This window comes from Nocardiopsis sp. NPDC007018, assembly GCF_040635075.1.
GTDB lineage: Bacteria > Actinomycetota > Actinomycetes > Streptosporangiales > Streptosporangiaceae > Nocardiopsis.
Map to the genome: position 1 here is coordinate 100311 of NZ_JBEYHA010000009.1, position 25774 is coordinate 126084.

28 protein-coding genes, 1 tRNA gene and 1 pseudogene are annotated in these 25774 nt (G+C 71.3%); 14 read left to right on the forward strand and 16 right to left on the reverse strand.

The genetic code is table 11. From position 1 onward, the window contains the following. Positions 1 to 6: 6 nt before the first annotated feature. The 10 genes from ABZ635_RS07090 to ABZ635_RS07135 form a co-directional block, all read right to left on the reverse strand. On the reverse strand, positions 7 to 210 hold the full coding sequence (locus ABZ635_RS07090; protein ID WP_357760210.1) for a hypothetical protein: 204 nt from the start codon (positions 208 to 210) through the stop codon (positions 7 to 9). A gap of 1 nt (position 211) precedes the next feature. Next, positions 212 to 421 (reverse strand): cation transporter, encoded by a 210-nt coding sequence (locus ABZ635_RS07095; protein ID WP_357760213.1) that lies wholly within the window; start codon positions 419 to 421, stop codon positions 212 to 214. A 431-nt stretch (positions 422 to 852) separates the two neighbouring features. Continuing rightward, positions 853 to 1452: a GNAT family N-acetyltransferase gene (locus tag ABZ635_RS07100; protein ID WP_357760215.1), complete on the reverse strand. Its 600-nt coding sequence runs from the start codon at positions 1450 to 1452 to the stop codon at positions 853 to 855. Between the two features lie 238 nt (positions 1453 to 1690). Then, the gene (locus tag ABZ635_RS07105) at positions 1691 to 3190 is read right to left on the reverse strand and encodes an alanine/glycine:cation symporter family protein (RefSeq protein ID WP_357760218.1); all 1500 of its coding nucleotides are present in this window, start codon (positions 3188 to 3190) and stop codon (positions 1691 to 1693) included. A 140-nt stretch (positions 3191 to 3330) separates the two neighbouring features. Next, positions 3331 to 3618: a GNAT family N-acetyltransferase gene (locus tag ABZ635_RS07110; RefSeq protein ID WP_357760418.1), complete on the reverse strand. Its 288-nt coding sequence runs from the start codon at positions 3616 to 3618 to the stop codon at positions 3331 to 3333. Positions 3619 to 3724: 106 nt separating this feature from the next. Further along, entirely contained in the window at positions 3725 to 4663 is a 939-nt protein-coding gene (locus ABZ635_RS07115; protein ID WP_357760221.1) for a DUF5996 family protein, read from the reverse strand. Between the two features lie 74 nt (positions 4664 to 4737). Continuing rightward, on the reverse strand, positions 4738 to 5466 hold the full coding sequence (gene narI / locus ABZ635_RS07120) for a respiratory nitrate reductase subunit gamma (RefSeq protein WP_357760421.1): 729 nt from the start codon (positions 5464 to 5466) through the stop codon (positions 4738 to 4740). 95 nt (positions 5467 to 5561) lie between these two features. Then, positions 5562 to 6389: a nitrate reductase molybdenum cofactor assembly chaperone gene (gene narJ / locus ABZ635_RS07125; protein WP_357760224.1), complete on the reverse strand. Its 828-nt coding sequence runs from the start codon at positions 6387 to 6389 to the stop codon at positions 5562 to 5564. Continuing rightward, on the reverse strand, positions 6386 to 8173 hold the full coding sequence (gene narH, locus ABZ635_RS07130; protein ID WP_357760227.1) for a nitrate reductase subunit beta: 1788 nt from the start codon (positions 8171 to 8173) through the stop codon (positions 6386 to 6388). The genes narJ and narH overlap by 4 nt, the downstream gene beginning before the upstream one ends. After that, positions 8173 to 11856, reverse strand: a complete 3684-nt coding sequence (locus ABZ635_RS07135; protein WP_357760230.1) for a nitrate reductase subunit alpha — start codon at positions 11854 to 11856, stop codon at positions 8173 to 8175. Before ABZ635_RS07135 ends, narH begins: the two co-directional genes overlap by 1 nt. A gap of 162 nt (positions 11857 to 12018) precedes the next feature. Here ABZ635_RS07135 and ABZ635_RS07140 point away from each other — a divergent pair. Continuing rightward, positions 12019 to 13204 (forward strand): annotated as a pseudogene (locus ABZ635_RS07140) (MFS transporter). A 122-nt stretch (positions 13205 to 13326) separates the two neighbouring features. On the opposite strand, the gene ABZ635_RS07145 reads toward ABZ635_RS07140, so the two are convergent. Both ABZ635_RS07145 and ABZ635_RS07150 read right to left on the reverse strand, forming a co-directional pair. Next, positions 13327 to 14058 carry an rRNA methyltransferase gene (locus tag ABZ635_RS07145; protein WP_357760233.1) on the reverse strand — a complete coding sequence of 244 codons (732 nt, stop codon included), beginning with the start codon at positions 14056 to 14058 and terminating at the stop codon, positions 13327 to 13329. A gap of 67 nt (positions 14059 to 14125) precedes the next feature. Further along, positions 14126 to 14200: transfer RNA gene (locus ABZ635_RS07150), tRNA-Asp, on the reverse strand. A gap of 99 nt (positions 14201 to 14299) precedes the next feature. Between ABZ635_RS07150 and ABZ635_RS07155 the strand changes: the two genes are divergently transcribed. From ABZ635_RS07155 to ABZ635_RS07165, 3 genes are all read left to right on the forward strand, one after another. Then, the gene (locus ABZ635_RS07155) at positions 14300 to 14707 is read left to right on the forward strand and encodes an RNA-binding S4 domain-containing protein (RefSeq protein WP_357760235.1); all 408 of its coding nucleotides are present in this window, start codon (positions 14300 to 14302) and stop codon (positions 14705 to 14707) included. Positions 14708 to 14724: 17 nt separating this feature from the next. After that, entirely contained in the window at positions 14725 to 15378 is a 654-nt protein-coding gene (locus ABZ635_RS07160) for a phosphotransferase (RefSeq protein ID WP_357760238.1), read from the forward strand. 124 nt (positions 15379 to 15502) lie between these two features. Then, positions 15503 to 16225 (forward strand): hypothetical protein, encoded by a 723-nt coding sequence (locus ABZ635_RS07165; protein ID WP_357760240.1) that lies wholly within the window; start codon positions 15503 to 15505, stop codon positions 16223 to 16225. A gap of 36 nt (positions 16226 to 16261) precedes the next feature. On the opposite strand, the gene ABZ635_RS07170 is transcribed toward ABZ635_RS07165, so the two are convergent. Then, entirely contained in the window at positions 16262 to 17062 is an 801-nt protein-coding gene (locus tag ABZ635_RS07170) for an alpha/beta fold hydrolase (RefSeq protein ID WP_357760243.1), read from the reverse strand. Positions 17063 to 17132: 70 nt separating this feature from the next. Then, complete coding sequence (locus tag ABZ635_RS07175) at positions 17133 to 17705, reverse strand: hypothetical protein (protein WP_357760245.1); 573 nt, start codon at positions 17703 to 17705, stop codon at positions 17133 to 17135. Between the two features lie 192 nt (positions 17706 to 17897). Between ABZ635_RS07175 and ABZ635_RS07180 the strand changes: the two genes are divergently transcribed. Further along, positions 17898 to 18824: a phosphatase gene (locus ABZ635_RS07180; protein WP_357760248.1), complete on the forward strand. Its 927-nt coding sequence runs from the start codon at positions 17898 to 17900 to the stop codon at positions 18822 to 18824. Positions 18825 to 19090: 266 nt separating this feature from the next. On the opposite strand, the gene ABZ635_RS07185 is transcribed toward ABZ635_RS07180, so the two are convergent. Next, positions 19091 to 19531 carry an NUDIX domain-containing protein gene (locus ABZ635_RS07185; RefSeq protein WP_357760251.1) on the reverse strand — a complete coding sequence of 147 codons (441 nt, stop codon included), beginning with the start codon at positions 19529 to 19531 and terminating at the stop codon, positions 19091 to 19093. Then, the gene (locus ABZ635_RS07190) at positions 19528 to 20319 is read right to left on the reverse strand and encodes a GntR family transcriptional regulator (RefSeq protein WP_357760253.1); all 792 of its coding nucleotides are present in this window, start codon (positions 20317 to 20319) and stop codon (positions 19528 to 19530) included. The genes ABZ635_RS07185 and ABZ635_RS07190 overlap by 4 nt, the downstream gene beginning before the upstream one ends. A 478-nt stretch (positions 20320 to 20797) precedes the next feature. On the opposite strand from ABZ635_RS07190, the gene ABZ635_RS07195 reads away from it, so the two are divergent. From ABZ635_RS07195 to ABZ635_RS07235, 9 genes are all read left to right on the forward strand, one after another. After that, complete coding sequence (locus ABZ635_RS07195; RefSeq protein ID WP_357760256.1) at positions 20798 to 21085, forward strand: hypothetical protein; 288 nt, start codon at positions 20798 to 20800, stop codon at positions 21083 to 21085. Continuing rightward, positions 21085 to 21279, forward strand: coding sequence for a hypothetical protein (locus ABZ635_RS07200; protein ID WP_357760259.1), 195 nt, complete (start codon positions 21085 to 21087; stop codon positions 21277 to 21279). The genes ABZ635_RS07195 and ABZ635_RS07200 overlap by 1 nt, the downstream gene beginning before the upstream one ends. Next, positions 21276 to 22028 carry a hypothetical protein gene (locus tag ABZ635_RS07205; protein WP_357760262.1) on the forward strand — a complete coding sequence of 251 codons (753 nt, stop codon included), beginning with the start codon at positions 21276 to 21278 and terminating at the stop codon, positions 22026 to 22028. The genes ABZ635_RS07200 and ABZ635_RS07205 overlap by 4 nt, the downstream gene beginning before the upstream one ends. 88 nt (positions 22029 to 22116) lie before the next feature. Next, positions 22117 to 22305: a hypothetical protein gene (locus ABZ635_RS07210; protein ID WP_357760263.1), complete on the forward strand. Its 189-nt coding sequence runs from the start codon at positions 22117 to 22119 to the stop codon at positions 22303 to 22305. Positions 22306 to 22394: 89 nt separating this feature from the next. Continuing rightward, positions 22395 to 22808, forward strand: coding sequence for a hypothetical protein (locus ABZ635_RS07215; RefSeq protein ID WP_357760266.1), 414 nt, complete (start codon positions 22395 to 22397; stop codon positions 22806 to 22808). A gap of 112 nt (positions 22809 to 22920) precedes the next feature. Beyond that, positions 22921 to 23058: a hypothetical protein gene (locus tag ABZ635_RS07220; protein ID WP_357760269.1), complete on the forward strand. Its 138-nt coding sequence runs from the start codon at positions 22921 to 22923 to the stop codon at positions 23056 to 23058. A gap of 109 nt (positions 23059 to 23167) precedes the next feature. Beyond that, positions 23168 to 24553, forward strand: a complete 1386-nt coding sequence (locus ABZ635_RS07225; RefSeq protein ID WP_357760272.1) for a hypothetical protein — start codon at positions 23168 to 23170, stop codon at positions 24551 to 24553. A 300-nt stretch (positions 24554 to 24853) separates the two neighbouring features. Continuing rightward, entirely contained in the window at positions 24854 to 25219 is a 366-nt protein-coding gene (locus ABZ635_RS07230; protein ID WP_357760275.1) for a hypothetical protein, read from the forward strand. 12 nt (positions 25220 to 25231) lie between these two features. Then, positions 25232 to 25768, forward strand: coding sequence for a hypothetical protein (locus ABZ635_RS07235; protein ID WP_357760278.1), 537 nt, complete (start codon positions 25232 to 25234; stop codon positions 25766 to 25768). The last annotated feature ends 6 nt before the right edge of the window (positions 25769 to 25774 follow it).

Below are 25774 nucleotides of genomic sequence, written 5' to 3' on the forward strand. Positions count from 1 at the left end.
GGAGGGCTAGTGGTCGGCGCCGTCGCCGACGCGGTCCCGTTCGGTGCTGTCGTGCTCCTGCTCGCCGTGGGCCGGTGGCTCCGCGCTCTCCGCGTGCGTCCCGGGCTGGTCCGGCAGGACGGGGCCGACCAGTGTGCCGACCCCGAACGCCGTGGCGAACACGACCACGAGACCCACCGCGTACAACGCGAGTTTCGTGGTCACTCCCATGTCAGCTCGCCACCTCGTACCCGGCCTCGTCGATGGCGGCGCGCACGGCGGCGTCGTCGATCTGTCCTTCACCGGTGACGGTGACCCTCTTGGCCTCCAGGTCGACCTTGACGTCGGTGACGCCGGAGACCCCGCCGACCTCCTGGGTGACGGAGTTGACGCAGTGTCCGCAGCTCATGCCCTCGACGGTGTAGACGGCGGTGCTGGCCATTCCTGCCTCCTGGTGGTTCTGCCGCGCCGGTGCGCGGTCCGTGTTCCAACGAGCTTCAATATACCCCCCTGGGGTATGCCGGTGTCAAACCCCCACGGCGTTTCACTCGGGAACGCGCAGCCCACATTACCCCAGGGGGGTACCAACGGCAGACAAAGCCCCCACCAGAACAGGACAGACACGCCCCCACCGGACACGCGTGAGCCGCACCACGGGAGCGGGGCCCCCGCGACACGCACGGGGACCCCTTGGATCATCGGACACCCGGGGGCCGCCGTGGCGGCGACACACCCGTGAGCGCCGGGAGGAGGCGGGCTCCGGATACCCTCCCCCCGTTCCCGGGCTCCACCTCGGGCGGCCGGAGAACAGTGACGGGACGGAAGGGGTGGGGGATGGGGAGGAGGAGAAGGGGAGCGACGAGGGCGGCGGGGCTACCCCGGCTTCAGCTCCAGCCGGGCCACGACCCGCTCACTCAGGTGGTGGCCCTCCAGCGCGAACCCGGCCCGGCGGTACATCTCGACCGTCCCGGTGTACACCTCGGCACTGGGGGCGCGACCGCCCGCCGTGTCCACGGGGTAGGCCTCCAGGACCCGCGCCCCGCCCGCACGCGCGTACTCGATCGCGCCGTCCAGCAGACGGCTGCCCAGGCCGCGCTTGCGCCTGCGCGGCGGCAGCCAGAAACACACCAGCGACCACACCCCCGGCTCCTCCGGGTCGGCCGGGCGCAGCGTCCGCGAGCGGGACAGGCGGATGAAGTCCTCCCTGGGCGCCACGGAGACCCACCCGCACGGCCCCTCACCGTCGTAGGCGATCAGCCCCGGCACGCGCCCTTCCAGGGTCAAGCGGCGCAACTCCTCCTTGTTGTCCAGACCACGGGTGGACCGGTCGCAGGAGACGCTCGCCGTGTGGTCCTTGGCGCGTCTTCGGAAGAACGTGCACCAACAGTGCCCGTACGCTCCGGTCGGTCCGAACAGGTTCTCCAGGTCATCCCACCGCTCGGCGGTGGCGGGCTCGATTGAGACGATGGACATCGGACTCCCTCGCGAGACACAACTCTGACCGCCACGACTGTGATGCAGCACACTAGCGATGATCCGCGGTGACCGAAAGAACACGGATGCCTGAAAGCTCCTACCGTTAGCGATTTGTGCGCTTTCCCGTGTGAACCGCGCGCCTCCTGAACCGTCGTCACCCCCGTGACGAACGCGCGGGGGGCGCGTCCGCGCGCGGACACGCCCCCCGTCGACCCCGTACAGGGGCCCGCCCCGGTCAGGAGGGGAGCCGGTCCCTCTCGGCCGCCTGCGCCTCGTCGTGGGGCTCCCAGCACTCCACCCCGCGCACGCCCGGCAGCCGGTCCCGGGTGAAGACCGGGTCCAGACCCTGCCTGCGCTGGTCCGTGTAGTCCTTGAGCAGACGACAGGCGATCACCGTGAGCGGGGTGATGGCGATCAGGTTGACCAGCGCCATCATGCCCATCGTGGTGTCGGCCAGGGTCCAGATCAGGTCGATCGAACCCAGCGAGCCGAGGAAGGTGGCGACCAGGAAGACCACCTTGTAGCCGAACAGCACGTTGCCGCTGGAGGTCAGGTACTCGACGTTGGACTCGCCGTAGTAGTAGTTGCCCAGCACCGAGGTGAACGCCACCAGGAAGATGATGAGCGTCATCAGGTGCAGCGCCCACGGCCCCAGCATCGACATCAGGGCGAGCTGGGTGAGGTCGCCCTCCATCGTGCCGTCGAGCGTGCCCTGGTAGCCGAGCAGGACGATGAAGGCGGTCACCGAACAGACCACCAGGGTGTCCAGGTACACGCCCAGGGTCTGCACCAGACCCTGCTTGACCGGGTGCGTGACCGAGGCGCTGGCCGCCGCGTTGGGCGCCGAACCCAGACCCGCCTCGTTGGAGAACATGCCCCGGCGGACGCCCTGGATGATCACCACGCCCAGCGCGGCGGCGGCGAACTCGCCCAGCCCGAACGCGTTCTGGACGATCGAGGCGAACATGCCCGGCACCAGCTGCCAGTTCAGCGCCATGACGATGAGGCCGAGGACGACGTACAGGCCCGCGAAGAACGGGATCAGCGCCTGCGCGGTGTGCGCGATGCGGCGCACGCCGCCGAAGATCACCAGGCCGGTGAGGACCACCAGCAGAGCGCCGATGACCGCCGAGAACATCAGGTTGGTCTCGGCACCGAGCTCACCGGCGGAGTTGGCGATCGTGTTGGTGATGGTGTTGCTCTGCACCGCGTTGAACACCATCGGGAAGGTGATGATGAGGATGATCGCGAAGACCACCGCGAGCCAGCGCTGGCCGAGGCCGCGCTCGATGTAGTACGCGGGCCCGCCCCGGTACCCGGCGGGGTGGCGGACCTTGTACAGCTGCGCGAGCGTGGACTCCACGAAGCTGGCGGCACACACCACCAGCGCCATCACCCACATCCAGAACACCGCTCCCGGGCCGCCCAGGGAGATCGCGATGGACACGCCGATGATGTTGCCGGTACCGATCCGGGCGGCGGCCGAGATGAAGAACGCCTGGAGCGAGGAGACGGCCTTCTTGCCGTCGGGGGCGATCTCGGGCTTGCTCCTGAGCACCCGGAACATCTCCGGGAACAGGCGGAACTGCACGAGCCCGCTGCGGACGGTGATGTAGAGGCTCACCACCACCAGGAGGGGGATGAGCACCCAGGCCCAGAAGAAGTCGTCGTTGAAGGTGCCGATCGCGTCCGTGACGCGGGCGTCGAGGGTGGGTGGTGCGTCTGCCAGTATCACGGGGGTGGGGCTCCTTCGCTCCATACGTGGACAACCGCCACCCCATGCCCCCGGAACGGACACGAAACACCATCCGGCACTCACTGTGCTCGGATGGTGATGCTTCCGTTATTGGATCGTCCGGGCGATTCCTCCCCCGCTCACCCCTGGTGCACGAGGTCCGCGTAGTCCGGGTTCCGCTTGAGGAAGGCCTGGGCGAACGGGCAGACGGGCACGATCCGCAGCCCCCGCTCGCGGATCTCGTCGAGGGACCGGCGCATGAGCTCGCTGGCCACGCCCCGCCCCTCGAAGGCCGGCTCCACCTCCACGTGCGGCAGGGCCAGTACCCCCTCGGAGATGAGGTGGTAGGCGGAGAAACCGACCACCCGGCCGTCCGCGCTCACCTCGTAGCGTGATCGTTCGGGCACGTCGACGACGGACAACCTTATGGCCACTTCCCCTGCCTGGTGCGTGTCACGCGCGCCCGGTGCGCGCGGTGGGCCCCACAGGATGTCATGTTCCCGCTCCCGCTCCGCGCGCACTCTCGGGCGGGACTCAGCGGCCGGCCAGGTACGGGTCGGTGATCCCGCCGGGGCAGCCCAGGGCGTCGACGTCCCAGCCCAGGCGCTCGGCCCCGGCCCGGTAGGCGCTCTCCATGAAGTCGAGCACCGCCGCGCGGGGATCGGGCTGTTCTCGCGCGTCGGCGTAGCGCAACAGGGCCAGGTGCCCCTGACCACTGGGCGCCCACTCCGCCTCCTTGGGACGGAGCGGCCGCTCGGTGAGCCCCTCCGGTTCGGGTGCCGCGTAGGCGTAGAAGCAGGGTTCGGGAACGGAGTCGTCGCCGAACCAGAACCCGAAGCTGACCACCTCGCGCGAGTAGGCCTCGCGCACCAGACCGCCCGCCCGCTCCGGCTGCCGCACCGTGTGGGGTGAGAACCGGGTGACCGCGATGTCGAAGGTGTGCCAGAAGTGGTGCACCGGGCTGGTCTTGCCCGAGAACGAGGACGCGAACTCCTCCAGCACCAGGTTCACCTGGCTCAGGACACGCCAGTACCGGTTGGCGTGCTCGGGCACGTAGGTGGCGTGCTGGACGTCCTCCGCGAAGGGGCGCCCCGTGTCCGGCAGGTCGAAGGGGGTCGCCAGCGGGATGCTGCCGTCCACCCCCAGGCTGTCCAGGGCGGACTGGAACTGGAGGTAGAACGACGCCACGCTGTGCCCCTGGAGCGGGAAGGCCGCCGTGTGCCCCTCCAGGTTCGACGCGACCAGCTCGTGGCGGACGAAGTCGAAGTCCACCGTGAAGACCGGGTTGCCGTCCCACAACCCCATCGGGCGGGACGTGATACCGGAACCGGTGAGGTGGAAGGGCACGTTCCACCAGTGGTTGCGCCGGGGGCTGTGGGCCAGCCGCACCTTGCCGACGATCTGCTCGAAGCGGTGCAGGGTCTGTTTCGTGTCGTACCACTCGTCGAGCGGGAACGCGGGGAACAGCTCCATGGTGACGTTCTCCTGGTCGGGTCACGCGGTGACGGTTCTCGGAGGCCGGTTCGGGTGGCGCGGCCGGGCCGCGTTCACCAGCCCCGGCGGGCGGTCCGTACCGCCTGTCCGGAAGCGGGCGAGCCCGGGTCGCGCGTGCGGTAGAGGACGTAGGGACGGAACAGGTAGCCGACCGGCGCGCTGAACGCGTGCACGAGCCGGGTGAACGGCAGCAGGGCGAACAGGGCCAACCCCATCAGCGCGTGCAGCTTGTAGGGAGCCTCGGCGGCGGCCATCGCGGTGATGTCCGGGCGCAGGTACCAGATGGACCGGAACCACGGCGAGACCGTCTCCCGGTAGTCGCCCGAGTGCCCGCCCGCGAGGGCCACGCCCGCGAAGTAGACGGTCATGCCCAGGCCGGTCACGATCGCCAGCACCAGCACCACGTACATCAGCTTGTCGTTGCGGGTGGTGGCGCTGAACACCGGTCCGGTCGTGCGCCTGCGCCAGATGAGCAGGGTGACGCCGGCGAGCGTGCAGACTCCCGCCACGATCCCCAGCGACAGCGCGGTCACGTGGTAGGCGGTGTCGGAGACCCCCAGCGCCCGGGTCCACGCCTCAGGCACGAGCAGGCCCACCACGTGGCCGACGATCACCACGAGCAGGCCGAAGTGGAAGAGCGGGCTGCCGACGCGCAGCAACCGCGACTCGTAGAGCTCCGAGGACCGGGTGGTCCAGCCGAACCGGTCGTAGCGGTACCGCCACACCAGCCCGCCCACCACGAGCACCAGCACCACGTAGGGCAACACGCCCCACAGGATCAGGTCCGCCGGACCGTAACCGCCCGCCCCCGCCGCCGGTTCGGCGGCCGCGTGAGACGCGCCACCGCCCGCCCCGCCGCTCACGGCCCCGACGCGGTTCACCGCGGCCTCCTCGTGACGTCGGTCAACGGCAGCGGCATCCTCGGACGCGCGCCGTAGGGCTCCATGCCCACGTCCTCGGCGGGCGGCCCCTCCCGCGCCAGGCGGCGCACGCGCTCCTCGTCCGCACGCCGGGGCGAAGGCAGCGTGGACCGGACCGCGTCGACCACCCGCGCGTACGGCGTACCGTGCTCTCCCAGGGACCGCGACAACAGGTCCAGCCCCGCCCGGAAGTCCACCAGCAGCTCCTGCCCGGCGTCGGCGTCCCCCCGGGCCGCGAACTCCAGCATCACCGCCAGGTGGTCGGGCAGCTCGCGCGCGTGCACCCGCCACCCCGACTCGGCGTACACCCGTTTGATCTCGGCCAGCGCGTGGCCCCGGCGCCGGGTGTCGCCGTCCGTGTAGTACGTCATGTGCAGCGCGCGGCGGCGTCGCAGGTCGAACACCTCCACGTAGTGCTCGGCCAGTTCCAGCTCGGGTGTGCTGGAGGCGTGTTCGCAGAACTCCAGCAGCAGGGTGCGCGACTGGCTCCGGGGCAGCTCCGCGGCGGCCCGCGCGGCCAGCGGGAGCCGCTCGAAGAACAGGGCGTCCGGGTAGCCCAACAGGACCGACGCCGCCTGGTGGGTCACCGCCAGCGCGTGCGCCCTGCGCTCGGCCCGGCCCGCGCCGAGCCAGCCGGCCCGCCCCGGACCGTCCGGGTCTCGGCCGTCCTGGCTCGGAACCACCACGCGCGGATCGGTCGCCTCCCGCGCGCCCCCGGAGGTGGCCCCCGGAAAGCCCGCGCCCTCGCCGGACGCCGCGCCCGTGCCGTTCGTGTCGGTGCTCATGGTCGATCCCCCTCACGCGGTCCGGGGCCCGCGCCCCGGTCGCCGCCGTCGGTACCGCCACCCCGCCGGGGTGGGAAGAGCCCACTCGGACGGCCGTTGCCGTCCCAGTTCAGAAGGTTCACGCGGCCGTCCGTGGCGGACCGCCCGGAGGCGCCGCCCTCACCGGTCTGCCGGTCGCGCAGGGCGTGGAAGGTCTCCACGGTGGCCGCGTCCGGGCGCCCCGAGGCCTCCCCGAAGGGCACCTGACCCATCCCGCCCATGCCGGGGCCGCCCTCGAAGTCGAGGTCGCACCCGACCTCCTCGATGACCCCCCGGTCGCTCTCGTCCACGCCGAACGCCGTGGGCACCACGTAGCGTTCGTCGTACTTGGCCAGGGCCAGCAGCCGGTACATGTCCTCGATCTCGGCGCCGGTCATCCCCACCGCCTCGGCGACGGACTCGTCGCGCTCCTGGCCCAGGTTGATCCGGCGCATGTACGAGCGCATGGCCGCGAGCCTGCGCAGCACCAGGTCGACGGGCCCGGTGTCCCCCGCCGTGAACAGCTCCGCGAGGTACTCGACCGGGATGCGCAGGGTGTCGATCGCCCCGAACAGGTGGTCGGCCTCCTCGCCGTCGTGCCCGGTCGTGGTGAGCGCGTCCACCACCGGCGACAGCGGCGGCACGTACCAGACCATCGGCATCGTGCGGAACTCCGGGTGCAGCGGCAGCGCCACCCGGAAGCGCTTGGCCAGGGCCAGGATCGGCGACCGGTCGGCCGACTCCACCCAGCGGTCGGGGATGCCGTCGCGGCGGGCGGCCGCGCGCACGGCCGGGTCCGCCGGGTCGAGGAACACGTCGAGCTGCGCCTCGTACAGGTCCCTCTCGTCCTCCACGGAGGCCGCCTCGCCCACCCGGTCGGCGTCGTAGAGCACGACCCCGAGGTACCGCAGGCGCCCCACACACGTCTCCGAGCAGATGGTGGGCATGCCCACCTCCACACGCGGATAGCAGAACGTGCACTTCTCGGCCTTGCCGGTCTTGTGGTTGAAGTAGATCTTCTTGTACGGGCAGGCCGTCACACACATGCGCCAGCCCCGGCAGCGGTCCTGGTCCACCAGCACGATGCCGTCCTCGACCCGCTTGTAGAGGGCTCCGCTCGGGCACGCCGCCACACACGTGGGGTTGAGGCAGTGCTCGCAGATGCGCGGCAGGTAGAACATGAAGGTCTCCTCGAAGGAGAGCTTCACCCGGTCCCCGAGTCTGCGCACGATCGGGTCCTGGGAGGCCAGTTCGGGGCCGCCGCCCAGGTCGTCGTCCCAGTTCGCGCTCCAGCTCACCCGCATCGGCTTGCCGGTGAGCGCCGAACGCGGGCTGGCCACGGGGAAGTCGTCGCCCAGCGGCGCGTTCGTGAGGGTCTCGTAGTCGTAGGTCCAGGGCTCGTAGTAGTCCTGGATCGAGGGCATGACCGGGTTGGCGAAGATGGTCGCCAACCGTTTGATCCGACCGCCCGCGCGCGGCACGAGCCTGCCGTCCGGACGCCGGACCCAGCCGCCCCTCCACCGCTCCTGGTCCTGGTAGGTGCGCGGGTACCCCTGGCCGGGGCGCGTCTCGACGTTGTTGAACCACGCGTACTCGACACCGCCGCGGTTGGTCCACGCCTGCTTGCAGGTGACCGAGCAGGTGTGGCACCCGATGCACTTGTCGAGGTTCATGACCATGGCGACCTGCGCCATGACCCGTCCGATCGGCCGTTCCCCCGACGCCCTGGTCGCGCCGCCCGCCCGGTCCGGGCTCCGCTCCGTCATCAGTAACGCACCTCCGTGGTCCGCTTGCGCACGACCGTGACCTCGTCGCGCTGGTCCCCCGTCGGGCCGAGGTAGTTGAAGGCGTAGGTGAGCTGCGCGTAACCGCCGATCAGGTGGGTCGGCTTGACCATCAGGCGGGTGAGTGAGTTGTGGATGCCGCCGCGCCGCCCGGTGGTCTCGGTCCTGGGCACGTCGATGGTGCGCTCCTGGGCGTGGTGCATGTACACGGTCCCGGTCGGCATACGGTGCGAGACCACCAGGCGGGCGGCGACCACCCCGTTGCGGTTGACCGCCTCGACCCAGTCGTTGTCGACGGCCCCGATCGCCTCGGCGTCGGCCACGCTCATCCAGATCGTGGGCCCTCCCCGGGACAGGGTCTGCATGAGGAGGTTGTCCTGGTACTCGGAGTGGATCGACCACTTGGAGTGCGGGGTCAGGTAGCGCACCACCACCTCGCGCTGCCCGGTCGGACCGATCCTGGGTTCCCCGAAGAGGCGGCCCATGTCCAGCGGCGGCCGGTAGACCGGCAGGGCCTCCCCGAACTCGTGCATCCAGTCGTGGTCCAGGTAGAAGTGCTGGCGGCCGGTGAGGGTGTGCCAGGGCTTGTCGTGCTCGACGTTGATGGTGAAGGGCGAGTACCGGCGGTCGGCGGCCTCCTTGCCCGACCACTCCGGGCTGGAACCCACCGGTGTCGGCCCGCGCCGGGCGTCGTCGAAGACCACCCTGCGCTCGGCCGCGTGGTGGATCAGCTCGTCCATGTCGGTGCCGGTGCGCGCGGCCAGCCGCTCGAACCCCTGCGCGGCCAGGCGCCCGTTACTGGTGCCGGACAGCGCGAGGATCGTCTCGCAGGCCTTGACGTCGGTGTCCAGGGACGGACGGCCGTCCGCGACCCCGCCGCGCACGGCGCCGTTGCGCTGGCGCAGCCACTCGACCTCCTCGTCGGGGGTGAAGGAGACCCCCTTCACCGGAAGCCCCTTCCCCTCGGCCAGCGGTCCCAGCGCCGCGAGCTTCTGGGCCACCGCCGAGTAGTTGCGGCGCACCGGGACGATGCCCGGCATGGTCTTGCCCGGGACCGGCCGCTCCCCCTCCGCCTTCCAGTCGAAGGGCACCCCGCGCGGCTGGGCCAGCTCGCCCTCGGTGTCGTGCTGGTGGGGCACCGCCACCAGGTCGGTGACCTCCCCGAGGTGGTCGGCGGCCAGCGCGCTGAACACCTTCGCCAGCGCGTGGAAGGTGTCGAAGTCGGTGCGGGTCTCCCACGGCGGGTCGATCGCCGGGTTGAAGGCGTGCACGTAGGGGTGCATGTCCGTGGTCGACAGGTCGTGCTTCTCGTACCAGGTGGCCGCGGGCAGCACGATGTCGGAGAGCAGCGTGGAGCTGGTCATCCGGAAGTCCAGGGTGAGCAGCAGGTCGAGTTTGCCCTCGGGGGCCTCGTCCCGCCAGGTGACGTCCTCGGGGCGGTCGTCGGGCCCCGCCGGCTCCGACTGGAGGTTGGAGTGCGTGCCCAGCAGGTGCTTGAGGAAGTACTCGTTGCCCTTGGCGGAGGAGCCGAACAGGTTGGACCGCCACAGCGTGAGGGTGCGCGGCCAGTTCTTCGGGTCGTCCGGGTCCTCGGCGGCGAACCGCAGGGTGCCGTCCTGGAGCTGGTCGGCCACGTACTCGGCGGGGTCCCGGTCGCGCTCGGCCGCCTCCTTACCGAGCTGGATCGGGTTGCGGTTGAAGGTCGGGTAGGACGGCATCCACCCCATGCGGGCGGAGGCCGCCACCAGGTCGGCGGTGTGCTGCCCACGGACCCGGCCGGGGCCGAGCGGCGACATCAGGGCGTCGGCACGGTAGGTGTCGTAGCGCCACTGGTCGGTGTGGGAGTACCAGTAGGCCGTCCCGGCCATGAAGCGCGGCGGCCGCGACCAGTCCATCCCCGAGGCGTAGGCGGCCCACCCGGTGGCGGTGCGGCACTTCTCCTGGCCCACGTAGTGCGCCCAGCCGCCGCCGTTGACCCCCTGGCAGCCGGTGAGCAGCAGCAGCGACAGGAAGGCCCGGTAGGCGTTCTCCCCGTGGAACCACTGGTTGGTCCCCGCGCCCAGGACGATCATGGCCCGGCCCCCGCTGGCCTCGGCCGTGTCGGCGAACTCGCGGGCGATCCGTACCGCCCGGTCGGCGGGCACGGAGGTCAGCGTCTCCTGCCAGGCCGGGGTGCAGGCCGCGTCCGGGTCGTCGTACCCCGAGGGCCACACCCCGGGCAGACCCGGGCGCGACACCCCGTACTGGGCCAGGACCAGGTCGAACACGGTGGTGACCAGACGGTCACCGACCCTGCGCACCGGGACGCCCCGGACGTCGACCTCGGCCGAGCCGTCGGGGGTGTCGAACCTGGGGAGGGCGACCTCGGCGGCCTCGGCGCCCTCGGCGTAGAAGGTGAGTTCGGGAACCCTGCCCTCCAGGTCGAGGTTCCACTTCCCCTCGCCGTCCTCGCCCCAGCGGTGGCCGACCGTGCCGTTGGGGGCGACCGGCCCGTCCTCCCCTTCCGGCCAGAACACGGGCTTCCACTCCGGCTTGGCCTCCTCTGTGCCGCCGGGGAGGTCGGCGGCGGTGAGGAACTTGCCGGGCACGAACCGGCCGTCCCGCCGGTCCAGGGACACCAGGAAGGGCAGGTCGGTGTAGGAGCGCGCGTACTCGGTGAAACGCGGGGTGGGCCGTTCGACGAAGCGCTCCCGCAGGATCACGTGACCCATGGCCATGGCCAGCGCGCCGTCCGTACCCGGGTGCGGCGCCAGCCACTCGTCGGCGAACTTGGCCGCGTCGTTGAAGTCGGGGGCGACCACCACGACCTTCTGCCCCCGGTAGCGGGCCTCGGCCATCCAGTGGGCGTCCGGCGTCCGGGTCACCGGAACGTTGGAGCCCCACAGCACGAGGTAGGCGGCGTCCCACCAGTCGCCGGACTCGGGTACGTCCGTCTGGTCGCCGAACACCTGCGGAGAGGCCACCGGGAGGTCGGCGTACCAGTCGTAGAACGACAGCATGGAACCGCCGATCAGGTTGACGAAGCGGGCCCCCACGCCGTGGGACACCATCGACATGGCCGGGATGGGCGAGAAACCAGCGATCCGGTCCGGGCCGTACTCGCGGATCGTGAGGACGTGCGCGGCGGCCGCGATCTCCAGCGCCTCCTCCCAGGTCGTGCGGACCAGGCCGCCCTTGCCCCGGGCGCGCTGGTAGCGGCGCCGCCTCTCGGGGTCGGTGGTGATCTCCTCCCACGCCAGGACCGGGTCACCCAGACGCTCACGCGCCTCCCGGTACATCTCGACCAGCACGCCGCGCGCGTACGGGTAGCGCACCCGGGTGGGCGAATACGTGTACCAGGAAAAGGCGGCACCGCGAGGACAACCCCGGGGTTCGTACTCGGGACGGTCCGGACCGACCGACGGATAATCCGTCGCCTGGGTTTCCCAGGTGATGATTCCGTCTTTGACATAAACATCCCAGGAACAGGAGCCGGTGCAGTTCACGCCGTGCGTGGAACGCACCACGCGGTCGTGGCTCCAGCGGTCGCGGTAGAAGACGTCACCCTCACGTCCACCATGTCTGACCTGGGCACGGTTCCCGTCCAGCGGCTCCGAACGGGTCAGGTAGTTTCCCAGCCGGAGAAGACCGTCCCCGGCCCCCGTACTTTTGCTCCGTGCCGCCATAAGGAATACACCTCGTTTGCCCGCCCGTTGCCCGAAGGGCAGGAAAAAAGCCCGACCCCGACCACATTCCGTTAATGAATATGCCTGCTCCGGCACGGATGTCACGTTTCCCACACCGCTGGGGGTGACAATCGGCGCAGACCGACCGACGAAGGAGCCCTCATGCGTGCGGAAGTTGGGGAGCGGACGACCCGCTCCGGGACCGCGGGCGGCAACCTCGCCCTGGCCACGGCGGCGTTCGCGCTGACCTTCTGGGCCTGGAACCTCATCGGACCGCTGTCACGGAGCTACAGCGAGGACCTGGGACTCACCCCCACCCAGACCTCGATCCTGGTGGCCTTCCCCGTGCTGGTGGGTTCGCTGGGGCGCATTCCGGTGGGAACGCTGACCGACCGCTACGGCGGGCGGGTGATGTTCACGGCCGTGAGCCTGCTGAGCATCGTGCCGACCCTGCTGGTCGGGCTGTCCGCGAACTCCTACCCGATGCTGCTGCTCTGGGGGTTCTTCCTGGGGATCCTCGTTCGCGATCGGCATCCCGTTCGTCAACGCCTGGTACCAGGCGAACCGGCGCGGGTTCGCCACCGGCGTGTTCGGCGCGGGCATGGGCGGCACCGCGCTGTCCGCCTTCCTCACCCCCCGCCTGGTCGAGGCGACGGGCGTGCTCACCACCCACCTGCTCATGTGCGCGGCCCTCGCGGTGATGGCGGCCGTCATGTGGCTCCTCGCCCGCGACGCGCCGGGGTGGACGCCCCGGACCGAGCCCGCCCTGCCGCGGATGCGCGAGGCGCTCGCCCTGAAGGCGACCTGGCAGGCCTCGGCGCTGTACGCGCTGGTCTTCGGCGGCTTCGTGGCCTTCTCGACCTACCTGCCGACCCTGCTGACCACCGCCTACGACTACGCCCAGACCGACGCGGGCATGCGCACCGCCGGGTTCGCGGTGGCGGCCGTGATCGCCCGCCCGGTCGGCGGCATCCTGTCGGACCGGATCGGTCCGGTGCGGGTCTGCCTCATCTCGTTCTTCGGCACCTGCGTCTTCGCCGTGGTCCTCGCCCTGCACCCGCCGGCGGAGTTCCCGGCCGGGCTGTCGTTCGTCCTGATCGCGATCACCCTGGGCCTGGGCACCGGTGCGGTGTTCGCCCTCGTAGCGAAGTTGGTCGACCCGTCCCGGGTGGGCACGGTCACCGGTCTGGTGGGCGCCGCCGGAGGGCTGGGCGGCTACTTCCCGCCGCTGCTCATGGGCGTGGTGTACCAGGCCACCGGGGCCTACACGCTGGGGTTCGTCCTCCTGGCCGTGATCGCTCTGGTCGTGGCGCTGTACACGACCAAGGCCTTCCGCGACGTCTCCTGAGCGTGGGCTGGCGGTCGTCCGGGACGCCCGTGCCAGGGAAGTCCGTGTCCGGGGCGCCCGGGGCGCTCGGGGCGCCCGCGTCCGGGCCGTCCACAGGCTGTGGACGGCCCCGCCCCCGCGGTTCACAGCGCGGCGGCGAGGTCCCTGGCACGGACCAGCACCGCCGACCGGTTGCCGACCCTCACGCGCTCCAACGCCCGCACCCCCTCCGGCAGCGGCACCCGCCGGGTCCGCGCCGCCACGACCGCCACCGCGTGGCGCGGCAGAACCCGACCCATCGAGGCGAGCAGCGCCCGGATCGGGTCGCCCTCGGGGACGCTGCCCTCCCAGTGCGTCATCTCCCCGTAGGGGACGTCGGTGATCACGAGGTCGGCGTCCACCGGGTCGGTCAGCGTGAAGACGTCGGCCACACCGGCCTCGTGCGGGAGGTCTCCGCCCGTGGCGGCCAGCCCGGCGGCCAGGTCCCGGGCGGCCTCGGCGCGTTCCACGAACGCCACCCGGCCGAAGTCGCGGGCCGACCGGCGCAGCTCCCGCTCCCGCTCGGCCAGCCCCTCGGCGGTCAACAGCTCCAGGTTGCGGGCGGCGATGGCCACCGCGTCCCCGTCCACGTCCGTGGCGCGCACGTGCGTGAGGTGTTCGCGGTGGAGGAGCCCGAGCACCGCCGCCAGGTACCCGCTGCCGCAGCAGGGGTCCCACAGGCGGACCCGGTCGCCCTCCACGTGCACCATCGCCCGTTGGAGGAGTTCGCTCGCCAACCGCACCGGAAAACCGGGGTATCCGGGCGCGGACCGCAGCACCTGTCCGCTGGCCAAAGCCGAGTGGTCCGCACGCTCCGTGGCATACCGGTAACTCACAACCGTCTCCCCTGTCACGCGACAACGCCGAAGGCCCGGTGTCGGGGACACCGGGCCTTCGATGATGCGGTCCTGACGGGATTTGAACCCGCGGCCTCCACCTTGACAGGGTGGCGAGCACTCCTAACTGCTCCACAGGACCTCGTTGCAAGAACAACTGTAGCGCGACTTCGGAGCACTTCGTACCGGAAGCGACCTAGAGTGGCTCACGACGCACCCGAACCCGTGAGAGGACCCCCGCGTGAGCGACTCGTCCGCCCCCCTGCCCTCCGGCCCCGACTCCACACGGGTCGACCGTTGGCTGTGGGCGGTACGCCTCACCAAGACCCGGGCCGACGCCGCCCAGGCCTGCCGGGGCGGGCACGTGCGCGTCAACGACCGCCCGGCCAAACCCGCCACGGCGGTGACGGTCGGCGACCAGGTCAGGGTGCGCCTGCACGGCACCACCCGCGTGGTCGACGTGAGCCACGTCATCGCGAAGCGGGTCGGCGCCCCCGTCGCCGTCCGCTGCTACGTGGACCGCACCCCCGCGCAACCGCCCCAGGCGACCGCACCGGTGATCCGCCGGGACCGGGGCGCGGGACGGCCCACCAAGCGGGACCGCCGGCAGCTGGACCGGCTCCGCACGGAGTTCCCGCCCCAGGCCTGAGAACCACAGGAGCCCCGGTGACCACCCCCGTCCCCCTGGCCTCCGGGCGCGACGCCGAGGTGTTCGCCCTGGACGGCGCCCGGGTGCTGCGCCGCTACCGTCACGCGCGCGACACCACAGCCGAGGCCGCCGCCATGGCCCGCGCCGCGGACGACGGCTACCCCGTGCCCAGGGTGTACCGGGCCGACCACGGCGAGCTGGAGATGGAGCGACTGCACGGGCCCACGATGCTCGACGCCGCGTCGGAGGGGCGCCTCACCCCCGAGGAGACCGGCAGGGAGCTGGCACGGCTCCACGGGCGCCTGCACGCGGTCCCCAAAGGGTCCGGCGGCCGCCTGCTGCACCTGGACCTGCACCCCGGCAACGTGATCCTCACCCGTCGGGGACCGATGGTCGTGGACTGGACCAACGCGCGTGAGGGCGTCCCGGGGCTGGACCTGGCCGTCACCGCGCTCCTGCTGGCGCTGACCGGGCTGTGCGGACCGCCCGGCCTCGCTCCCCTGGCCGAGGCGTGTCTGGCCCCCTACGTCCGGCACACCGGCGGCAGGCCCGGGAGGTTCGTCGACGCGGCCGTCGCCCTGCGCGCGGACGACCCGCACCTGACCGCGGAGGAGGTCGCCCGGCTGCCCCGGGCCGCCGCCCTCGTCCGGGCGGTTCCGGTACGCGCCTGAGCGAAGGGCCCGGTCGCCCGCCGCCACCGCGCCCGCGCCGTGGCGTCCATCCGCTCGGAAAGGCCTGGTGTCCCCCGGGTCCCTGAGCCAGGATGGGGAAGACCCCCTTCGGAAGCCAGGAGCCGTGGACAGACAAGATCCTCCCGAACACCCCCCGGAGAACCTCCCCTCCCACCGCCCGCCCGCCGCACCCGACCCGGACACGACCGAGCCCGGTACCGAGCGGGCACCCCGTGCGGGAGACGGGTCGGGCCCCTTCGCGCAGACCCGCGTGGGCGACGTGCACGGGAACGTCTACTTCAGCTACGGACCGAGCGTCGCCATGCCCGGTCCACCCCCGGACCGGCGGCGCCGGGCCCAGGACTTCCTGGTCAGTGTCAACGAACAGGCGCTGCGCCACGCGAACGACTCGTTCCGGATGAGCATGGTCGTCATGGGGACCGGCGCCCTGGTCATCGGGCTCGGTGTCGTGCTGGGCCTGCTTCTCCCCCTGATCACCTCGGCCGACACCGGTTCCGCGCCCGCCATGCTCGCCTCCGGTGTCACGGGCGGCTCCGTGCTGGCCCTGGGGACGGCCCTGGCCCTCCACGCGCACCGGTCCCGCAAACACCTCGCCGAGCAGGCCCGGAAGGTCCACGACGAACTGAGACTGGAGGAGGCGATCGACCGCGTCATGGACATCACGGAGTCCCTCAACGACCCGGGTCAGGGCGACAACCTGCGTGTGATGGCGGCACTGCGCATTCTCGGGCTGGAGCCGACGCAGGAGTCCGTCGGCGTCATCCTGAGGGCGCGGCGAAGCGGGGGACCCCACGGGTCCGAACCACCCCCGGCCCCCGAGCCGTGACCCTCGTGGGCCCTGACCCTCGCACGGCCGATCGGGTCAGAGGCCGCCGTCCTCCAGGGGGTGAGCGGCCAGGAACTCCAGGACGGCCTCGGTGGCCTTGGGCGCGGCCTCGTGCAGGTAACCGTGGCGGGCGCCGGGCAGCACCAACAGCTCCGCCCCGGGAACACGCGCGGCGATCAGCTCGGCGTTGCCCACGGGGGTGAGCTCGTCGTCCTCACCGTGCACCACCAGGGTCGGCGCCTGCACCCGGGGCAGCAGGTCCCAGCCGTCGTGCTTCAGGCTCGCCTCGTAGTGGCGGCGCTGCGCGCGCAACGGGTTGCGCGGCAGGATACGGGTCACCGACTCAGGGTGCTCCCCCGCCCACTCCGGCGAGTAGAACAGCGGTCCGATCAACGCCCGCCCCTCCTCCCCGCTGGCCCTGCGCAACGCGAGCGAGGCGTGCTCGGGGCGCTCCACCTCGTGCGCCCCGCCAGGGGCGGTGGCGCCGAGCACCAGGGCGCCGACCCGCTCCGGGGCGGTCGCGGCGAGGGTCTGGGCGACCTTGCCGCCCATCGAGAACCCGTAGACGTGCGCGCGCCCGACCCCGAGGTCGTCCAGGACGGCGAGCACGTCTCCGGCCAGGAGCTCCATGGTGTACGCCCGGTCCACCGGTGCGTCGCTGCCCCCGGTGCCCCGGAGGTCCACCCGCACCACACGGTGGCGCTCGGCGAGGTCCTCGTACACCCCGTCCCACATCTCGTGGTCGAGGGACTGCCCGTGGATCAGTACCAGGGGGTCCCCCGCACCGTGGACGTCGTACCAGATCAGGGTTGCGTCTGCGGCGGTCGCGTGGTTCACGTCAACGGACACTACCCGACATTCCCGGCGCGGTCGGGCCGGTTCGAGGAGCGTGCCAGGGACGGGGGACCTAAACGGACCGGGTCTGGCCGTCGTGGCTGGCCCGATAGGCGGCCACCGCCACCACCAGGCAGGCGACAAGGGCCACCGTCACCCCCGGCCCGGCCTCCATAGAGGTGGTCCGGGCGTAGACGGGCCAGGTAACCGGCACCAGCAGCACGGGTACCACGGAGAACCAGGCCGTGGACAACGAGAGACCCCGTGCCTCGACGAACAGTCCGAGCACCGCCAGCACCCCCAGCACGGCCACGGAGAAGAAGAACAGCGGCATCACTCCGGCTCCGAAGAGCTCCCACCCCGTGGCGACGGACTGGTCCCCGCCGAGCCAGAGGGACGAGTCCGACTTCCACCAGTCCCCTGTCGGAGCGTCGGTTCTCGCGCTGTACCTGGCTTCGGTCCCGCTCCGCACCCACGGCAGGGACATCGAGAGGAACAGGGCGACGGCGCCGCTCGACAGTCCCGCGGTCACCGCTCGGGCCCGCGCCTCCTGCAGGGTGTGTTTGTCGAACTCGGCCTCCAGACGGTTCAGGCGCTTGCGGAGCGCCGCCGTCTCGCTGGGCTGTTCGGCGGGGCGATGCGTCATCGTGGATCTCCCGGGATGGGGGACGGGGAACAGCACATGGGACCCCGCCCCTGGCACGGTGGTTCACCCCGTTCGGGACCGCCCTCACCCGTTCGTGACCTTCCTCCGCGAACCAAACCCCGGTCGGTGAGCATCTCCCCAGGTCCCATCGTCCTTGGGTGAGGTCCACCCGAACCGGTTGAAGGAGCGCGCATGAGTGCCCCCGTCATCGCCACCGACACCGACCAGGGGCCCCGACCGACCCAGCAGGACGCCTGCGCCCACCGGATCGAGTCCGCGTCCGACGGTTGGCGGGCAGCCGTGGCCGACGGGTTCGGCGACCATCCCGACACCGCCAGGGCCGCGCAGCTGGCCGCCGACACCGCCACCGCCGCCCCGGGGGAGGCCGCCGACGCCGTCCTGGCCGCCGCCCGCGCGATCATCCGCGTGTACCCCGGAACGGACTGTGTGATGGCCCACGCCCGCCAGGACGCGCCCGACGACCCCGTCGACATCGCCTGGGTGGGCGACTGCCGGGTGTGGACCTGGAGCCCCTGCGAGGGTCTGCGCCAACACACACGGGACCACACCCACGGACAGGAGCTGCGCGACCGGTGGGCGTCGGACGACCTCGCCCGCACCTGTGACCACACCGTCACCACGTCCGTGGCGACGGCGGGCCGCGAGGACGTGGGCACCGCCACCGTGCCCGCAGCCGACCTCACCCTGTTCACGTGCGACGGCATCCACGACTACGTGGACGAGCGGCTCCTGGCGGAGCTCGTGGCCGACCACGCGCACGACCCCGGGACCCTGGTGCGGGTGCTGGTGGACGCGGCGCGCGAGGCGGAGAGCACCGACAACGCGACGGCCCTGGTGATCCGGTCGCAACCCCGGGCCGCGCCCGCCGCCCGGACCCGCCAGGGACGCCTCCTGGACGGTCTGGAGAGCTTCGGGGAGCCGGGGTTCGGCGACCCCGCCCCGGAGAGCCCGGAACGGCTCCTGCACGCGCTGGCCGAGGACCGCGCGGCGGGGATCGCCTGCGACGATTTCCTGCTGCGCGACGGCACCACGTACTGGTGCACGAAGGACTCCGACCACACGGACCACCACGTGAGCTGGCACGGCGTCACCTGGTGACGAGGCGGCTCCCCCAGCCCCGCCGGGCCCGGGGGTCCCGTGCACGACGAACGCCCGGAGCCTTGGGGCTTCCGGGCGTTTCTGGATGTGGCTAGGGGCGGGGTCGAACCGCCGACCTTCCGCTTTTCAGGCGGTCACACTGAACCCGCCAACATGGCCCCTGAGCTGGGGTAATGCACACTCCGCTCGTCACTTCCGCCAACTTCAGCACGTATTCAGCACACAGAGCTGTTGGAAGCACTTCCGTCGACTGAAGCTTCATGCCTTCAGGTTCGAGGCGTTGGCAACAGGGATGTCCCATCGTGAGCTCGAACATAGGGACCATGCGCCGACAAGGCGTCTTGGATGCGGATTCCCCTCGCTTCGGGGCATCGCTCCACAGCCTCCTCGGGGGTAACCCACGTGACCACGCTCGACTCGCTACTCGCCCTTGGCTCGCCCCCGATGGCTTCGCAGAGGAATGCTAGCGAAACCACAGCGAGGTTCATGTTCTTGTACACCCCAACCAGGCGAACCGGGGAAACTTCGATCCCGGTCTCCTCCCAAACTTCTCGCACCACGCACTGCTCTGGAGTCTCATTCAGCTCCAGGACGCCGCCAGGCGGGACCCAACGGCCATCGTCCATACGCTTGATGATGAGCACCTTGCCATCCTCGGAGCGGATTACCACTCCGGTGACACTGACGCTGTGTCGGGGAAGGCTCATGAACTCACATCCTGCTGCCAGGCGTAGGTGAGCTTCCACTGGAGTGCCGAGATCACGTTCAGGCACGTCTCTACCGGCCGGTCGACCTTGTCGAAGGCCGTGCGAAGAATGGCGAACACGGGCTGCCCGACAGAGATGTTGAGGAAGGATGCCTCGTCCTCGGAGGCGCTTCGCACCTCGATGTCTTCGGTGAACCGCACCGGCCCGAAACCGCGCTCAGCGATGCGGGCGTACATGCCACTCGGTCCAACATCCGGCATGGCGATGTCCACGCTTCCCGCCACGCTCATCGGGATGTAGGAGGCCGCGATCTGCACGGGCTTCTCTTCGGCGTACATGTGGCGTTTGCGAAGTAGAGCCTGCTCCGACTCCGCAAGCCCCAAGTGCTCAGCGATGTCCGCAGGAGCGTTCACCGCTTCACAGGCCACCAGCTCAGTGCGGGAGGTGCGCCCCTTTTTGGTCAGCTCCTCAGCGAAGCTGCTGCCTGTGGGGCGGGTCCGGTAGTCACGGTCGATGCGGCGCACACGCTTGACAGTGGGCACTTCCAGAACAACGGAGCCTTTCCCATGCTCCGTGCGAATCAGCCCCTCAGACCGCAACACGGCCATCGCCCGGTTGATGGAGCTCTGGTTGAGGCCGTACTTCCGGGCGAGGTCCGGCTGGCTGGGCAGACTCGACCCCGCCGGGTACTCGCCACGACTGATGGCTTCGCGAAGCAGCTCAGCAACCTGCTTGTAGCGCGCTTTGGGCGGTTCGAGGCCGGCCATCTTGCCTCCGTCTTCTGACATATCCGAGGTCCTTCCACCGTAGCCGTCTTGCGGGGTCGCCGGAGAGCCCCCGCCCTCACCTGGTCTCAACAACGCCTCACCTCAACTTATGCCATATGTCTTGACGCTTATTGCATAAGTGCGTATGGTCAAGGACGTAGCCAGAGCCCGGAGGCAGACTCCGCTGGTCAGAGGGCCTCTTCTCTGTCCTGTGTGTGGAAGCCCGGAGCACATGAGCGTTGAGAAGCCCTTTGCGGCACATAGCGAGCACGCCCTGACCCCACCCCGAGCAGACAAGGGGCGGCGAAGGGAAGACGTGGCCACGGCACCCCCACACGGGTGCGCCGACCGGAATAGACCGGCGGCACGGAATGGCCGCGCCGCACCCCTGGGGTGCCTGTCCCTCCCCGACCCCCACCTCCTGGTGGCGGCCGGGGGCGGGCAGGGACAGCAGGGCCTCCGGCCCACACCACGTTCCACCAGCTGAAAGGACCACATCATGACCCTCAGTAAGAGCATCGTGTACCCGATCATCAAGACCGTCCGCGACATCTGGAGCACCGCCGAGACCCCCGCCGGGCTGCTGGTCCGCCTCACCCACGACGGCAGCGGGCTGGTCGCTGCCGTCCTGCGAGCCAGCGGCTACACCGTCACCGAGATCGACGACCAGACCGTCCTGGTCGGCGGAGTCGACCGCCTCGCCCTCCTCGAGGGACAGATCGCGGCCCTGACCGCTGAGCGGGACGCGCTCCTCCAGGAGCGCCGCTCCACGGTCGGAGCGCTCTGATGGCCTCCGCACTCGTCGACCAGCTGGCCGAGATCGACCTCGCCGACACCACCCGCCCCGGCGGGGTCGCCGCCCGGGTCGAGGAGGTCTCCGAGCTGATCCGCGCTGACCTGGAGGGCTTCTCCACCGGCCGTCTCGCGGACGTCGTCCCGATCACCACCGACACCGAGACCACGAGGAGCGCCGCCGCATGATCCGCTTCACCCACCGCCGTTGCCGGGACGAGGTCACTGCTCTCGACGCCGAGGCAGAGCGGCTGACCAGCGAGGCCACGACCCTGACCGGCCAGGTCGAGTCGCTGACCGACGACCTCCAAGCCGCCGAGCACGCCCTGGACGAGGTCGTGGACGCCTGCCAGTCCCTGGACTACGGACTCGGGGACGAGGTCGACATCCCCGAACCGCTGCGCTCCCGGCTACGCGACGCCGCCGACCTCCCCGAGGTCCTGCACCGCCTGTCCGAGGCGCAGGAGGAGAACGACCGGCTGGTCCGCGAGCGTGACGACCAATGTGAGGCGCTGCTGGTGGCCGCGCACGAGGCCGGAACGCTCGTCCGTACCTGGGCCCTGATGGCCCAGGCCGGACACACGGCCGTGAGCCCGACCGGGCCCGGCAAGCTGCTGAACGACATCGTCATCACGTCGTGGCGCGGTTTCGCCACCTCCTGGCCTTGCCAGGATGCCGCGTGCGACGCATCCGAGCGCACCTTGGCCTGGCACCCCGACCACCTCGACCAGGCGTACCTGGCGTGTGAGTGCGGGCGCGTCTGGCGGGCCGGGTCCGAGGCGGTCGAACGCTCGAAGCAGCGGATGGACGCTGTTGAGCGATCCTCCCTCTACTCCCGGGCGCCGCTGCGCTGGGAGCACATGTCCCGGGCCGCGTTGGAGGCTGCGGATCGTGCGCTTCCCACTCCGGCTCTGACCCGCCGCGAACTCGCGGCCTGAGTCCCTGGGTTGCCTGTGCTGTCCGGCCCGTCCTGCCGGACAGCGCGGGGACCACCAGGGTCCACCGATCACCCACGAAGGAGCCACCGTGACCACCACGATCTTCGCCGCCGACCTGTGCGTGGGCGACACCATCGTCTCCACCGCCGGCACCCCGGGCCGACTCACCAAGAAGGAGACGAGCCGCGGCCGGGTCCGCATCTGGGTGGACTGGGTCGACATCGGCCCGGGCCAGGCCCCCGACATGGCCCCCACCGACCGCGTCACCATCGCCTGACCCACCCGAAGAACACAACGAGCCCGCCCGGGATCGCCGCCCGGACGGGCTCTTGCACACCCACATCCACTCTCAACAGGAGGAATCAGATGTACGAGCCCGAGCCTACCCCCGAGGAACTGTACGAACTCGCCGCGCTGGCTGACCTGGAGGCCGCCGAGATCGTCCAGACGCACAGCCCCCGCTTCTGGGACGCCGACACCGCCGAGGTCGCCTTCTGCGACCCCTACGACCACCCGTCCTGGGACGTGCGCGAGGCCCTGACCGAGGCCGGGTGGGACGACCCGGCCGACGCGGCCCTGCTCCTGGAGCAGACCGTCCAGACCGACTACCGGCTGGTCGGCCTGGTCGACACCCCCACCGGCCGCCCCCACGTGCGCCCGGTGAACGAGGCCCTCCTCGAGGAGCCGGACGGCGAGGAGGCCCTCCACGAGCGCGTTCTCGCCCTGGTCCCGTCCACCCGGCCCGCCGACCAGATACGGGCGGAGGTGAGGGCGGCATGAGCGTCCTGACCTGGGCCCCCGGAGCGGTCGTCTACTACCACTGCGGCGTCCCCATGACCTACGAGGACCTGCCCCGATCCGCCTACATCTGCATGGTCTGCGGGGACACCAAGTGACGCTCCTGATCCCGGTGGCCGCCCTCCTGCTGTGGGTCGCGACCACGATCGTGCTGCTGGTGCTCACCGACCACGCCGAAGCCCACCACCTGGTGCGGCCCCGGCCCGCTCCTGACACCGAGGACGTCCCGTGACGCCGACCCGCCTGCTCCTGACCGCCGTGACCACGCTGACGCTGCTGGCCCTGGTGCTGCTCGCCCTGAGCCGAGCGCCCACCCGCTGACCTGGAAGGAACACACGACCGTGTCCAACAAGAGGAACCGCGAGAAGCCCGACCACCCGCCCACTCCGGCGGCCCTGCCCCTGGACGAGGTCGTCAAGGCCTACGCCGCCCAGGCCAAGGCCGCCGACCAGCTCGCTGACGTCGACACCACCCACCTGGAAACCCCTACCGTCAACCCGAACGTGGTCGGGGTGCTCAACGCCGAACGCGACCACACCGCCCGCGAACGCATCCGCCTGGACTACCAGCGCGAACGCATGAGCGACGCGGCCGACCACGAACGCCTGGTCGACCGGCACCGTGCCGAACGGCGCCGGGCCGGAGCCGTGGACGCCCGGGCCGACCGCGCGGTCAACGAGGGCCTGGCCGACGCCGACGAGGCCGCCGCCGAACTCACCGAGGTACGGGCCTTCGAGCAGAGCACCTCCCCGGCGACCGCGACCCGCCGGTTGACGGTCGCCGCACGCGGGTGGCGGCGCGAGGAGTTCGCCTACGCCATCGCCGGATCGGCCCTGTCAGCGGTGGGGATGGCGGCCATGATCATGGCCGCCGCGTCGGTTCCGGCTCTGGCCGCCGGTGCGATCGCGATCGCCTTGGAGATCGTGCTGACCGTGCGGGTGATCCGCCTGATCGGGCAGCGCGCCGAGCTGGCCGAACAGCACAAGGGTCAGAATCTCTCCGCTGGTGGGGCGAAGGCGCTGCGGTTCCTGACCAGGCAGATCATCGCCTTGCTGGCGGTGTCGGTCCTGCTCAACCTGGCCGGGTTGGTCTTCTTCAACACCAGCGTCCTGGGAGCCCTGGGCGCCCTGGGTGCGGGGGCGGCCGCACTGGCGTCCTGGTCGGCGTGGCAGGCCTCGGTTGCCGCCACCGAAACGGTGCGCTCCAACGTCAAGGCGTGGCAGGGAGAGAACTGGTCGGCTGCCCGGGAGGAGCTGCGTGTGCGGGCGGGCGGTGCTCACATCCCCGTGCCGGACCAGCTGATCGAGCAGCCGTCCACGGCCACGGTCGTCGACGTCGACATGGTCCGCCAGGTGCTGGCGGGGATGGCCGAGGAGCACCTGGCCGCGCTCGCTGACCGGGGCACCGACGCCCTCGCCGTCATGCTCAAGACCCGTTCCGGTGAGGGTGGAACCCCCACCGGAACCGGGGGTGGAACCCCCCCTGGAACCCCCCTGGAACCCCAGGCGGAACCCGCCTCTGACCGGCAGGTCGAGGTGGAACCCGAGGACCACCGCGAGGCGGTGCTGGCGGCGATCACCGACCCCGAGACGGGGCTGGGTGCCGGTGCCAACAACTCCGAAATCGGCCGCCGTGTGGGCCTGTCCCGCACCGCGGTGCGCAAGCACCGGGTCGCCTTGGCCGCAGAGGGTCACCAGGTGTTCCAGCCCGAGACCGAGTCCGAGTAGCTCTTCGTCCCGCCACCGCCTCGCGCGGTGGCGGGCACCCGCCACCGGCGGGTGAACACACCCACCCTCCCCATGGGTGGTGGGTGTGTTCACCACTCCGGTGGTCGTGACGCACGACGGTGACGCACGGCCAAGCGCCTGCGAGCTGTCTGCGAGCGACCCCACGTCCACCACCCCTGCCACCAGCGAAGGAGAACCGATCGACCCACCCCGACGACTCGCTCGGGCCCCGCCCGGGGCCACCGAAAAGGGTCGCCACCCCACACGCGGGTGGCGGCCCGCTCTCTGCCGAGGAGGACGATGACCCACCCCAACACCACCGGCCGCCCGCAGCGGCCGACCAAGCACCGACCCCACGTGCGGCGCACCCACGAAATGACCCCGGACGGGTTCGCGTGGGTGTACCGGGTCCACTGCTCACCCGGCTGCGACAGCCGCTTCGAGCCGCGCTTCGCCAAGGCCGCGGCCGCCGCTGACCGGCTGGAGCACCTGGAGCAGGTCGCCCCGCCCGCGAGCGAGCGGTGCCGCGACCCCCGCGCGCACCGCACCCGCCCCCACGACCACTGCCCGCTGTGCGCCGACCAGCTCCCGCTGCCCGGCCTCGAGGCCGTGGGCGGGGCGGGGCGGCCTCACTCACACAGACCTGACCTGCACGACCACGATTGATGGGAGGGGCCGATGGGTGCCCTGCCTGACCGCGAGCCCCCGGTGGGGGCCGAACCATACAAGCGCCCCGACCAGGCGCCACCGCTGTTCGCGGTACCCGGCGCTCGCAGCGAACCGGCCCCGGCCTCACCGCCGGCGCCGGTGCCGCCCAAGGCGGCACCGCGACCGGCCCCTCCTGCCGCGCAGTCCGCGACGTCCGTCGAGCCTGCCTCCGAAGAGAAGACCGGCGGGCTGGACCTGGACAAGGTCACCGCGCTGCGGGCCTGGGCCGTGGAGCACCTGCGCCCCCCGGACCTGCTGAACGAGGCCAGCCCGGGGCTCAAGGGGCTGTGGGAGCAGGCCCTGAAGGGCGACCACCTGCCCGACAACCGCGTGGTGCGGGTGGCGGAGGTGGCCCGGTTGGTCGTCTCGCTGCCGGTGATCGGCGCGGCGGTGCTGCTGGCGTGGTCGTGCGTGTCCGCGGCCCGCCAGGCGGCCCTGGCCCTGGCCGTGCTCGCTGTGTGGGTGCTGGCCTCGACCCTGGTCTCCGCCGTCACCGACCTGCTCTAACCCCCC